Annotated in this window: 11 protein-coding genes; 5 read left to right on the top strand and 6 right to left on the bottom strand. The window is 62.4% G+C overall.

What is annotated here, in order from left to right; genetic code table 11:
• Positions 1-116: 116 nt before the first annotated feature.
• The 3 genes from fmdA to QM609_RS22325 form a co-directional block, all read right to left on the bottom strand.
• On the bottom strand, positions 117-1,376 hold the full coding sequence (gene fmdA / locus QM609_RS22335; RefSeq protein ID WP_042923284.1) for a formamidase: 1,260 nt from the start codon (positions 1,374-1,376) through the stop codon (positions 117-119).
• A 94-nt stretch (positions 1,377-1,470) separates the two neighbouring features.
• Positions 1,471-1,758, bottom strand: coding sequence for an FmdB family zinc ribbon protein (locus tag QM609_RS22330; RefSeq protein WP_037129638.1), 288 nt, complete (start codon positions 1,756-1,758; stop codon positions 1,471-1,473).
• Positions 1,759-1,837: 79 nt separating this feature from the next.
• Positions 1,838-2,461, bottom strand: a complete 624-nt coding sequence (locus QM609_RS22325; protein ID WP_223304378.1) for a serine/threonine protein kinase — start codon at positions 2,459-2,461, stop codon at positions 1,838-1,840.
• A 504-nt stretch (positions 2,462-2,965) separates the two neighbouring features.
• Here QM609_RS22325 and aceA point away from each other — a divergent pair.
• The 4 genes from aceA to QM609_RS22305 all read left to right on the top strand — a co-directional run bounded on the left by aceA (position 2,966) and on the right by QM609_RS22305 (position 8,847).
• Entirely contained in the window at positions 2,966-4,255 is a 1,290-nt protein-coding gene (gene aceA / locus QM609_RS22320; RefSeq protein ID WP_003941533.1) for an isocitrate lyase, read from the top strand.
• Between the two features lie 184 nt (positions 4,256-4,439).
• The gene (locus tag QM609_RS22315; protein ID WP_003941541.1) at positions 4,440-5,336 is read left to right on the top strand and encodes a 3-hydroxybutyryl-CoA dehydrogenase; all 897 of its coding nucleotides are present in this window, start codon (positions 4,440-4,442) and stop codon (positions 5,334-5,336) included.
• Between the two features lie 91 nt (positions 5,337-5,427).
• A complete protein-coding gene (gene metE, locus QM609_RS22310; RefSeq protein ID WP_003941510.1) occupies positions 5,428-7,734 on the top strand; it encodes a 5-methyltetrahydropteroyltriglutamate--homocysteine S-methyltransferase in 2,307 nt (768 codons plus the stop codon).
• 72 nt (positions 7,735-7,806) lie between these two features.
• Entirely contained in the window at positions 7,807-8,847 is a 1,041-nt protein-coding gene (locus QM609_RS22305) for an NAD(P)-dependent alcohol dehydrogenase (protein ID WP_042452947.1), read from the top strand.
• Positions 8,848-8,884: 37 nt separating this feature from the next.
• Here the strand turns inward: QM609_RS22305 and QM609_RS22300 are convergent, their stop codons facing one another.
• Both QM609_RS22300 and QM609_RS22295 read right to left on the bottom strand, forming a co-directional pair.
• Complete coding sequence (locus QM609_RS22300; RefSeq protein WP_003941515.1) at positions 8,885-9,679, bottom strand: RNA polymerase sigma factor SigF; 795 nt, start codon at positions 9,677-9,679, stop codon at positions 8,885-8,887.
• Positions 9,676-10,107: an ATP-binding protein gene (locus tag QM609_RS22295; RefSeq protein WP_003941553.1), complete on the bottom strand. Its 432-nt coding sequence runs from the start codon at positions 10,105-10,107 to the stop codon at positions 9,676-9,678. The genes QM609_RS22300 and QM609_RS22295 overlap by 4 nt, the downstream gene beginning before the upstream one ends.
• Before the next feature lie 391 nt (positions 10,108-10,498).
• On the opposite strand from QM609_RS22295, the gene QM609_RS22290 reads away from it, so the two are divergent.
• Positions 10,499-10,942 carry an STAS domain-containing protein gene (locus tag QM609_RS22290; RefSeq protein ID WP_007735372.1) on the top strand — a complete coding sequence of 148 codons (444 nt, stop codon included), beginning with the start codon at positions 10,499-10,501 and terminating at the stop codon, positions 10,940-10,942.
• A gap of 68 nt (positions 10,943-11,010) precedes the next feature.
• Here QM609_RS22290 and QM609_RS22285 read toward each other — a convergent pair whose 3' ends face one another.
• Positions 11,011-12,279: a glycosyltransferase gene (locus QM609_RS22285; RefSeq protein ID WP_076949140.1), complete on the bottom strand. Its 1,269-nt coding sequence runs from the start codon at positions 12,277-12,279 to the stop codon at positions 11,011-11,013.
• Between the last annotated feature and the right edge of the window lie 7 nt (positions 12,280-12,286).

Below are 12,286 nucleotides of genomic sequence, written 5' to 3'. Positions count from 1 at the left end.
ATACGAGTGACAGTCCGGCTTCGCAAAGGTGGGTTCGCAGTCTTCGCACGGGGGCTCCGCCCCCGTGAGTGGTTGACGAGCCTCGGCACTCCCTAACCACTCACGGGGCCGGAGGCCTAGACCCTGTTCTCCGATCGAGGGGCGCCGATTCCGGGATCGATCTGGAACGGCCCGCTCGACGAGGGTGCAAGGGGGAAGTCGAAGATCGCAGTCGGGAGATAGACCGTCGAACACGAGTTGGGGATATCCACGACACCCGACAGGCGGCCCTCGATCGGCGCCGCGCCGAGTAGCAGGTACGCCTGCTCTGGCGCGTACCCGAACTTGGTCAGATACTCGATCGCATGCAGGCACGCACGCTGGTAGGACAGATGTGAATCCAGGTACTTCTGTTCGCCGTCCAACGTGACGGAAGTGCCCGAGAACGCAAGCCACTCGGAATACTGCGGATCCGTGTTGCCCGGCATGAAGATGGCGTTCTCGGAAACACCGTAGGTATCCATTCCGCCCTTGATGATGTCCACACGAAGATCGATGAAGCCGCCCATCTCGATGGCACCGCAGAAAGTGATCTCACCGTCGCCCTGGGAGAAGTGAAGATCGCCGACCGACAGATTCGCACCGTCCACGAACACCGGATAGAAGATTCGGCTGCCCTTGGTGAGGTTCTTGATGTCCTGGTTTCCGCCGTTCTCACGCGGGGGAGCGGTACGAGCCGCCTCGCCGGCCACGCGTGTGTACTCGTCACCGGTCAAGGTTCCCAGTACTGCATCGCGGGGCTCGGGCGGAAGTGCAAGCGGGGGAACCCGATTGGGATCGGTGGCAATGAGGGCGCCCTCGCGGGCATTCCACTTGGCGAGCAAGGCTGCCGACGGAGCCGTGCCCATGAGTCCCGGGTGGACGATGCCCGTGAACGAGACGTGCGGAATGTGACGCGACGTCGCCGTTTGGCCGGAGAAATCCCAGACGGCTTTGTACGCATCGGGGAACTGTTCGGTGAGGAAGCCGCCGCCGTTGTTCCGAGGGAAGATGCCCGTGTACCCCCAGCCTTGGCCGGCCAACGGACCCGAATCTTCTTGGGGGATAGGCCCGATATCCAAGATGTCGACGATCAAGAGGTCGCCGGGCTTCGCGCCTTCGACGGCAAAGGGGCCGGACAGCGTGTGGACCGTGGTCAGTGGTGCATTGAGAATGTCGTCGGCTGAGTCGTCGTTGTGTATTGCGCCGTCGAACCATTCGCGGCAATGGACACGAAACGCATCACCGGGTTTCACTGTCACCGCCGCTGGGATGTCCGGGTGCCACCGATTGTGGCCGACGATTGCCTGGTCGGTGAATTTCTTGGCGGAATCGAGTGGAAACAGCAGTTCAGGCATATGCACTCCTCATTCTCGAAGAAACGGAAAACTCGTGGCGGCAGGACTTTCGTGTCGGATCGGGCCTCATGGCGAGGACGCGCGGTGAGGACGCTCAGGGGCGAGGTAGCTTGCGGTGCAACGGATTGGACGTCGTCGGGGCAGATTGCCGGCCGCGGCCGGGTAGCGACCCACTGACCACGGCAGGCTCGTGAGCCGATCGAGCAGTGCTGTCCAGTAGACCCATCGCGGCCGACGACGCGTGACTCAACCGGGGAGACGAGACCACCCGCTTGGACTCGAGACTGCACTGGGGGCAAGTAATCGACTGGGGCACTTCGGCCATCGCGAACGACCGCTCGAGCGGGCCGCAGCCGGTACAGCGAAACTCGTACAGAGGCATGCGGTCACGCTATCGGAGGATCCGTAAGTGCGACACTGGAACGACACGCACCGGGTTGCCGATGCCGCAATTGCGCCCGTCAGCGCAAGTACACAACCGCGTTGTCTCCGCCGGTACAGGTGACGATGCCGGAGGTCACCTTGCATGCCATCGTGTACTCCTTGCCGGTCACCGGACTACGTGCGGACACGGTGCTGGATGCACCGGTTGCACCGGAGTTCCCGTAGGCGATCCGAACCGCCTCGGCAAACTCACATGAAGTTTTGCCCCCACTTGTCGCGGACTCCTTGTAACTTCCGGCCGGCTGCCCGCCGGGGCAGGCGGACGCACCGGCCGGAAAGTTCGCGGCGCGTGTGGTCGTCGGGGATGTCGTGCTGGGAGCGGTTGTCGTGGTGCCGGGTGTGTTCGCGGCGCTGATGGTGGTGTGGGCGGCGCCACCGGCGGCCGAGTTGGGGACGTCCTTCGGCCAGAGGACCCAGGCAAGCCCGCCGAAGAGAGCCAACACAGTGATGACTCCGATTACGGATACCGGAATCACCCAGCCGGGCCGACGCGGCGGCGGATTTCCACGTGGCGGTGCAGGCGGGAATCCCTGGGGCGGGGGATACGACTGCGGCGCGGCTCGGTAGCCCAACTGCGGCGGCTGTGGACCGGATTGCGACCATGCCTGGTTGTTCGGTGGCCGCTGATAGTTGTCCGGCACCGCTTTATCGCCCGGTCGGGGGCGTCGAACGACAAGTCATGGTTCGACAGCATATGGCCGGCGAATGGGTTGTCTGTGGTTTTCTGACGGGTAGATCCCTGGAATCGCCCGAGCGAAGGCTGTTGCCGAGGAGTGATTGCGGCCACTCGCGGGTAGTGAAGTTGGCTCCGAAGTAGCGGACGGGCCTGTTCCGAGTGGCGTGCGAACTGCCGGAATTCGCAAGCGGCAGAGTTGAGTGCATTTCGTTCACAGCCTGCGGTTTCTTTCCTACTCGCCAGTACGGAACCTGTCCGATTGGGTAGTACCAGCCGCGTAGGAATCTTCACAGACTTAGCAAAGTGTGTTGAAAAGGTAGCGAAGATTGGCATTAGCAACAGGTAGACGGCACTTTTTCGATGTGCCATTCTCGGTAAGTACACAAGAAGGGCCTGGCAAGTATGTGAAGTAGTACGCACGTACTGCTCACAACAGGCCGGACCAGCAGATCAAAGAGATGGAGTCTTGATGTCGACCACCGGCACCCCGAAGACCGCAGCTGAGCTCCAGCAGGATTGGGACACCAACCCTCGCTGGAAGGGCGTTACTCGTAACTACACGGCCGATCAGGTCGTCAAGCTCCAGGGCACCGTCGTCGAGGAGCAGACCCTCGCTCGTCGCGGATCCGAGATCCTGTGGGATCTCGTGAACAACGAGGACTACATCAACTCCCTCGGTGCACTTACCGGCAACATGGCTGTGCAGCAGGTTCGCGCCGGCCTGAAGGCCATCTACCTCTCCGGTTGGCAGGTTGCCGGCGACGCTAACCTCTCGGGCCACACGTACCCGGACCAGAGCCTCTACCCGGCCAACTCGGTTCCGACCGTCGTTCGTCGCATCAACAACGCACTGCTGCGCGCCGACGAGATCGCCAAGACCGAGGGTGACACCTCCGTCAGCAACTGGCTCGCTCCGATCGTTGCCGACGCCGAAGCCGGCTTCGGTGGCGCTCTCAACGCTTACGAGCTGCAGAAGGCCATGATCGGCGCCGGCGCTGCCGGTGTCCACTGGGAGGATCAGCTCGCTTCGGAGAAGAAGTGCGGCCACCTCGGTGGCAAGGTGCTCATCCCCACGCAGCAGCACATCCGCACCCTGACCTCGGCTCGCCTGGCTTCCGACGTTGCGGACGTTCCGTCCGTCATCATCGCCCGCACCGACGCTGAGGCCGCAACCCTCATCACCTCCGACGTGGACGAGCGTGACCGCCCGTTCCTCGACGGAACCCGCACGGCTGAAGGCTTCTACGGCGTCAAGAACGGCATCGAGCCCTGCATCGCTCGCGCCAAGGCTTACGCACCGTACGCAGACCTCATCTGGATGGAGACCGGCGTGCCGGATCTCGAGGTTGCAAAGAAGTTCGCCGAGTCCGTTCGCAGCGAATTCCCGGACCAGCTCCTGGCCTACAACTGCTCCCCTTCCTTCAACTGGAAGGCGCACCTGGACGACGCGACCATCGCGAAGTTCCAGAAGGAGCTCGGCGCAATGGGCTTCAAGTTCCAGTTCATCACGCTGGCCGGCTTCCACTCGCTCAACTACGGCATGTTCGACCTTGCCTACGGCTACGCCCGCGAAGGCATGACGGCATTCGTCGACCTGCAGGAGCGCGAGTTCAAGGCTGCCGAAGAGCGTGGCTTCACCGCCATCAAGCACCAGCGTGAGGTTGGCGCCGGCTACTTCGACACCATCGCCACCACCGTTGACCCCAACACCTCGACGGCAGCTCTCAAGGGCTCCACCGAAGAGGGACAGTTCCACTAAGAACTGACTTCGGGTGGGGGAGAGGCTCGGCTTCGGGTCTCTCCCCTGCTTGTATCACCGCACTACTTTCTCTCGTCTTCAAGGCAGTTCCGATTGCGTCGGCCACCAGCGTCGACGCAGTTCGAAGTGCTTGTTTTGCAACACCTTCACCAGACAAACTCCACGAGACAAACAAGGAGCTGACGTGACCAGCGAAAAAATTCAGCGCGTCGGCGTTATCGGCGCCGGAATCATGGGTGCCGGAATCGCCGAGGTGTGCGCCCGCGCACATGTCGATGTTCTGGTCTTCGAGCAGACTCGCGAGCTTGCAGCAGCCGGGCGTTCACGCATCCTGCGTTCGCTCGACCGCGGCGTGAGCAGCGGAAAGATCACAGAACGTGAGCGTGAGCAGGCCGCATGGCGTCTGCGTTTCACCTCCGATCTGGGAGATTTCGCGGACCGCCAGCTCGTCGTGGAGGCCGTCGTCGAAGACGAGAAGATCAAGAGCGAAATCTTCGCCGAGCTCGACGCGGTCGTGACGGACCCGGATGCGGTTCTCGCGTCCAACACGTCGTCGATCCCGATCATGAAGCTCGGCATCTCGACCAAGCGTCCCGAGCGAGTCATCGGCATGCACTTCTTCAACCCGGTTCCGGTTCTGCCGCTCGTCGAGTTGGTGACGACGCTCAAGACCAGTGCCTCCGTCTCGCAGCGCGCCGAGGCTTTTGCCAGCGACATCCTCGGCAAGCAGGTCGTCCGCAGTGCCGACCGCTCCGGCTTCGTCGTCAACGCACTCCTGGTGCCGTACCTGCTCTCGGCGATCCGCATGGTCGAGTCGGGCTTCGCGACCAAGGAAGACATCGACAAGGCAACGGTTCTCGGCCTCGCGCACCCCATGGGTCCGCTGGCTCTCACGGACCTGGTCGGACTCGACACCGTCAAGTCCATCGCCGACTCCATGTACGAAGAGTTCAAGGAGCCGCTGTACTCCGCTCCGCCGTTGCTCCTGCGTATGGTCGAAGCCGGCTTGACCGGCAAGAAGTCCGGCGCGGGCTTCTACGAATACGCCGACAACGGTCGCTCCACCAAGCAGGCAAGCTAAGGCCCAACGCCCCTGTGCGCCTTTCTGGTAGTTCCGGCTACCACAAAGGCGCACAGGGCGCTCGCGCCCCTCGGTTAGAAAGGTCGACCGCATGTCCAGCAGCACTGCAGCATTCGGCTCCAGCGTCCTGGGGTATCCGCGCATCGGGCCGCGCCGTGAGCTCAAGCGCGCCCTCGAGTCCTACTGGCACGGCACTTCGGACAAGGACGCACTTCTCGCGGTCGCCAAGGAACTCCAGGAATCGACCTGGAGCGAATTGGCTGCGACGGGATTGAGCCAGGTTCCCGGCAACACCTTCTCCTTCTACGATCACGTGCTCGACAATGCGCTGCTCTTCGGCGCAGTGCCGGAGCGGTTCAAGCCGCTCGAGGGCGCCCTCGAGCCGCTCGATTTCTACTTCACGATGGCCCGCGGCCGCCCGGACTTCCCGCCTCTCGAGCTGGTGCGCTTCTTCGGTACGAACTACTACTACCGTCAGCCCGAGATCGACGCGAACACAGTGTTCTCGCTCAACTCGGATGCACTTCTCGACGAGTTCGAACGTGCGAAGGCGCGCGGCATCGAATTGCGCCCCGTCATCATGGGGCCCGTCTCGCTGCTTCTGCTTTCGAAGGTCGGACCTGCCACCGAGAAGTCCGATCCGAACTTCACCCCGCTCGACCTGTTGGACGCGCTCCTGCCCGAGTACGAGAAGCTCTTCGAGCAGCTCGCCAAGGCCGGTGCGACCTGTGTTCAGTTGGACGAGCCTTCGGTCACCGAGGACCGCACCCCCGAGGAGCTAGCCGCTCTGGGACGTGCGTACGAGAAGCTTTCGACGGCCCCGCTGCGCCCGCGCCTGTTGGTGACGGGTCCGTACGGCAAGTTCGGCGAAGCCCTCAACATCTTGGCGCCCACCAAGATCGAAGCCTTCGGTCTGGACCTGGTGCACGGCAAGATCACGGCCGAGGAACTGGCCGCGGTGCCGAACATCAAGCGCAAGCGCATCTACGCGGGCGTCGTCGACGGTCGCAACGTCTGGCGCGTCGACAGGTTCAACACCTTGACGTACCTGAACGAACTCAAAGACGTTGTGCCTGACCTCGTCGTCTCCACGTCGTCGTCGCTGCTGCACGTGCCGTACGACGTGCTCTCCGAGTACGACATTCCGGGAGACGTCGCAGACCGTCTGGCTTTTGCGAAGCAGAAGGTCGGCGAAGTCGTCTCACTGGCGAAGGCGCTCACCGAAGGTCCTTCGGACAAGTGGCGTAAGCGTCCGACGAAGGTGCACTTCAAGCTCAAGCACGCTGTCCGTGCTCGGGTGAACGCGATCAAGCCCGAAGATCGTGTGCGTGCACCGTACGAGGAGCGTCGTAAGGCTCAGCAGGAACGGTTGAATCTGCCCTTGGTGCCGGCCCAGACACTGGGTTCGTTCCCGCAGACCGACGCGATTCGCCAGGCTCGTTACGAACTCGGCCAGGGGCGTTTGGAGTGGGACGACTACTACAAGCGCATCCAGGAAGAGATCGAGCGCACAATCCGTCTGCAAGAGGACATCGGTCTCGATGTTTTCGTGCACGGCGAGCACGAGCGCAACGACATGGTCCAGTACTTCGCCGAACTGCTCGAGGGCTATGCCTTCACGCACAACGGTTGGGTTCAGGCCTACGGATCTCGTTGCACGCGTCCGCCGATCCTCTACGGCGACATCGCACGTCCGAAGCCGATGACGGTCGAGTGGATTGCGTACGCGCAGTCGCTGACCGACAAGCCGGTCAAGGGCATGCTGACGGGTCCGGTCACCATGATCGCCCGTTCGTTCGTTCGCCAGGATCAGCCGCTCTACGAAACGGCAGAGCAACTGGCACTTGTCATTCGAGACGAAATCGCGGATCTCGAAGCTGCCGGAATCGCCATCATCCAGGTGGACGAACCGGCAATTCGTGAACTGCTGCCACTGCGTGAGGACGGCCGGGAGGCCTACCTGGAGTGGGCCGTCGACGCGTTCCGTCTGGCAACGGGTGGAGCGAAGCCGGAAACACAGATCCACACACATTTGACGTACTCCGCTCGGTCGTCGGTGGTCGACGCCATCGAACGGTTGGACGCCGATGTGACGGCTATCGTCGCGACCCGCTCCATCACGTGGGTTCTCGAAGCACTCAAGGAAGGCGCGCTCACGCACGGCGTCGGCCCCGGTGTCTACGAATCTCGCTCGGCTCGGATTCCCGACATCGACGAACTCGACGAATTGCTCACCGAGGCAAGCGAATCGATCTCTCTCGATCGCTTGTGGGCAAATCCGGACGGCGGCCTCAAGACCCGCCATCCGTGGCAACTCGAGCCTTCGCTGCGCAATATGGTTGCGGCCGCGAGGCGCCTGCGTCGTCGGGCGGAGCAAGCCGAGCGCGACGCCGGGTAAGTCACGTAAAGAACAAGTCATGGAGGGGCCTGCGAGTTGCAGGTCCCTCCATGCACGGGTAGGCATGTGTGCATGGTTACTGCTGCTGCTTATGCCGCGACGTCCGCTGACGGTCCCCTCGAGAAGACCACTGTCGAACGCCGCGAGCTCGGTCCACTGGACATTCTCATCGACATCAAATTTGCCGGCATCTGCCATTCCGACATCCACACCGCTCGCAACGAGTGGGGCGGAGCCAAGTACCCGATCGTCCCCGGACACGAAATCGCCGGCGTCGTCGCCGCCGTGGGGTCCGATGTCACCAAGCACAAGGTCGGCGACCGCGTGGGCGTCGGCTGCTTCGTCGACTCGTGCGGGGAGTGCGACGCCTGCACCGCCGGTGAAGAGCAGTACTGCCGCAAGGGTGTGACGGGTACGTACAACGCCACCGGCCGCGACGGCGAGCGCACTCAGGGTGGCTACTCGACGCACATCGTCGTCACCGAGCACTTCGTGCTCTCGATCCCGGAGGGCATCGAACTCGACGTTGCAGCGCCGCTCCTGTGCGCGGGCATCACCTTGTACTCACCGCTGCGGCACTGGAATGCCGGCCCCGGCAAGAAGGTCGCCATCATCGGGTTCGGCGGCCTCGGTCACGTCGGTGTGAAGATCGCCAAGGCGCTCGGCGCGGAAGTCACCGTCCTGAGCCAGACGCTCGGCAAGAAGGAAGACGGCCTTCGTCTCGGTGCCGATCACTACTACGCGACCAACGACCGTGAGACGTTCAAGGCTCTTCGCGGCGAGTTCGACCTGATCCTCAACACGGTCTCGGTCAACCTCGACATCGACGCCTACATGTCCTTGCTCGCCATCAACGGCACTCTCGTCGAACTCGGCCTGCCCGAGAAGCCGATCGAAGTTCGAGCATTCTCGCTCGCCGCAAACCGTCGTAGCCTCGCCGGCTCCATGGTCGGCGGTATCCCGCAGACACAGGAGATGCTCGACTTCTGCGCCGAGCACGGCATCGGCGCAGAAATCGAACTGATCCCGGCGAGCGACATCAACGACGCTTACGAGCGCGTGATCAAGAGCGACGTCCGATACCGATTCGTGATCGACACCGCAACGATCTGACCCGCCCGGTCCTGCTCAGTCGAATTGTTCGCGGAGCTCAGTCGAGTTGCTCGCGAAGATTACTCAATGTCTTCGCGAGCAACCTCGACACGTGCATCTGGGACACACCGACTTTCTCGGCGATCTGTGTCTGCGTCAGATTTCCGAAGAATCTGAGCATCAACACCGTCCGCTCTCGCTCGGGCAGCTTGTCGAGAAGCGGACGCAACGCCTCGTGATTCTCGACGTTCTCGAGTGCTGCGTCGTAGTCACCGAGTGTTTCCACGAGCGGGAGATCGTCGGTGTGATTGGACGCGGCACCGTCGACCGAGACCGTCTGATACGCGTTGCCGGCGATCAAGGCCTGGGCAACTTCTTCGCGTTCGATCCCCAACGTCTCGGCCAACTCGTCGACGGTCGGCGCGTGTCCGAGCTGTTGTGACAGCTCGCTGATGGCCTGCCCGAGTTGGAAGTGCAACTCCTTCATCCGGCGGGGAACCCGCAATGCCCAACCGGTGTCGCGGAAGTGTCGTCGAACCTCGCCCATGACGGTGGGAACTGCGAACGAGACGAAATCGGATCCGCGCGTGGAATCGAAACGGTCGACGGCGTTGACCAGACCGAGACGCGCCACCTGAACCAGATCGTCGTGTGCCTCGCCACGACCGTCGAATCGTCTGGCGATGTGCTCGGCCAACGGTAGGCATCTGGTGATGAGTGCAGTGCGCACTCGTTCGTACTCCGGGCTGTGGGGCTCGAGGGTCCGCAGTTCCTCGAAAACTGGTATTACGTCCCGATATTCGTCGGTGGACCGCCGACGCGGGCGTGACGGGCCGTCTGCGGAAGCGGTCACAGGCGCCCGCTGAGGGCCTTGGTGAACTTCATGGTGGTGATGTAGCCGACGCCGCCGAGGTTCTCTTCCTGGTCGAGCGAAATCGAATCGGTGAGTTCGGTGAGGATGTGCCACCCGAACGAACGCTGACTGCTGTCCTCGTACTCCGTGGTCGTCGTGGACACGGACACGTGCAATTGCGGGGGCGTGAAGACGAACCGACACACCAGAACCGAATCAGGCGCAGCGCGAACGATCAGATGCGTACAGATTTCGTCCATGGCCAGTTTGATGTCGGCGATGGCGTCGAGGTCGAAGTTTTCCTGAATGGCAACGGTGGCGGCCAGTGCACGCAAAATCGACAGCTGATCGAGAGTCGCTTGAATCCTCAACTCCACAACTGGCTGAGTCTGATCCTGATCGGGCTCGAGTGCGCTGAGGTGTGCCATAAGTTCTCCGGATCGTCGTACCAGGGGTCGCGGTGAAGTCTGGTGCCGAGAACGATACCCATCCCGACCTTCACAGTGACCCCCGAACACGAAATTTGGTCGATGGTGGTGCCGGGGTAAACGACACGATTCTGCTCACGACCGTTGGCGATCGCAACATCGGATTACCTCGCGGAACCGCAGACCAAACCACATTTTTGTTCGGAACACCGAAACGAATGGTCGCAACGCACTTGTGACGTCCGTCATGCTGGCGTACTGTTTCAAACCGAGGTTGAGCACACAGCCGATGAGGGATTTATCCGTATTTCTGGAGACCCGTTCATCGTGCGTCTCCTTCGGAGGTCCCTTCTCTTTTGCAGAGTGTAAACCGTTGCGGGATGGGAGAACCATGACTGTTGTTCCAGGATCATCTATTTCAGGCTTTACGAACGCGGCGAAGGGATCGGTAGACTACGGACCTCCCGCGACCGGGACAGCGACCGCATCGTTTCACGCGCACCGCATCAGTGCACACACCGCTGTGATCAAAGTTCGTGGTGAGATCGATCTGATGAGCGCCAATGCTTTTCGTGACTTCTTGACGTACCACGTGGCCGCGGACCGGACGCTGGTCGTCGATCTATCCGAACTCGAATTCATGGGGACGTGCGGCTTGTCCGTGCTGTCGGTCCTGTCGACGCGATCACGCGACGTGGGCGGCACACTCGCGCTCGTCTGCGCCCGCCCGGTGCAAAGGTTGCTCAAAGCAGCTGGTCAGGAGTCGATGTTTGCCTGCTACGAGTCGCTCGATCATGCAATCGGACTCGAAGAGACCCGACGTTTTCCCGCTTGATCACGCAGTTTCAGTCCAAGCTTCGTGAAATCACCTTCGTGAATTCAGTTTCGTAGAGCCCGTCAGCGTCAGTGCACTTCACTTCGGTGAGTGCCCTTGTGTTGGCGGGCTCTCGGCGGTGCTGTGACGCAGCGGCCGTAGGTGCGGACCACTTCGGTGGCGACGTGATCCCACGAATACGATTCGCACGCTCGGGCCCGGCTCTGCCGTGCAAACGCCGCGCCTTCGTCCTCGTCGTCGAGAAGATGGCGGACTGCGCGAGCGGTTTCCACCGGGTTGTTGACCGGGACCCGACGCCCGGTGAGTCCGTCGATCACCGTATCCCGCAGTCCGCCAACAGGAGTCGCGACTACGGGAACTCCGCACGCCATTGCTTCCAGTGCCGCGATTCCGAACGGTTCGTATCGAGGGGTGCACACGAGGGCGTCGGCCGATCGCATCAGTTTCGGTAGTTGGCGGTGCGGAACCCGTCCCAACAATTGGACGCGATCTGCGACGCCGAGGCGCTCGGCGAGCTTGACCAAGCGGATCGCCACTTCGTCGGTGCTCAGTTGCGCGACGGGTGGCCCGCCGATCACCACCAACTCCGTATCCGGCAGCGAAGCCAGCGCGGCGACGGCAACATCGAAGCCCTTCTGCTCCACCAGTCTTCCGACGCAGATCAATCGATGCGGTGCGGTTTTCTTCGCGGCGGGTCCCTCCGGGGTGAATGCTTCGGTGTCCACGCCCGAGGGCACCATCGTGGTCCGTGATCGTGGTGATCCCTGCCGGACCAGATCGAAGATTTCGTCCGAACTGGTCGCGATGACATGGGTTGCGCCCCTGGCGATCAACGGTTCCAGGTGAGTCCGCTCCGAGGGGCTGTCGTCGGCTGCTCCGAGGTGGCGGTGCGCCGCAGATCCCAGGGAATGGAATGTCTGAAGTACGGGGATGCCGAGCGATCGGGTCGCGAGTTCCGTTGCCACACCGGACATCCAGAAGTGCGAGTGCACCACATCGGGTCGGTCGGTACTCCACTGAGCGCGCAGAATGCTGGCAAAGGTTCCCAGGTGAGGGAGGATGTCGGCATCCGGGAGAGCCTGCGTCGGGCCGGCCTCGAGATAGTCGACGGAGTACCCGGCGCGGGCGCGAACGCGGTCCGGCCCACCGACGTGGGCACGCCTGGTGGAGACGGTGACGTCGTGTCCGGCACGAACCAAGGCGGCAGACAGTTCGTCGACGTGCAGGTTCTGTGCACCGGCAGCCGAGCAGCCCACCGGTGCGAGTGGATCGGCGTTCACCGACACCATGGAGATCTTCAGCATTCGTCCGGGAGCCATAGCGGGCGAGTACTTCATCGGGTCC

It is taken from the genome of Rhodococcus sp. IEGM 1302 (assembly GCF_030056935.1).
Classification (GTDB): Bacteria; Actinomycetota; Actinomycetes; order Mycobacteriales; family Mycobacteriaceae; genus Rhodococcus_F; species Rhodococcus_F qingshengii.
The sequence above is the reverse complement of the archived record's forward strand: the minus strand, read 5'-3'. Positions and strand labels throughout refer to the sequence as shown.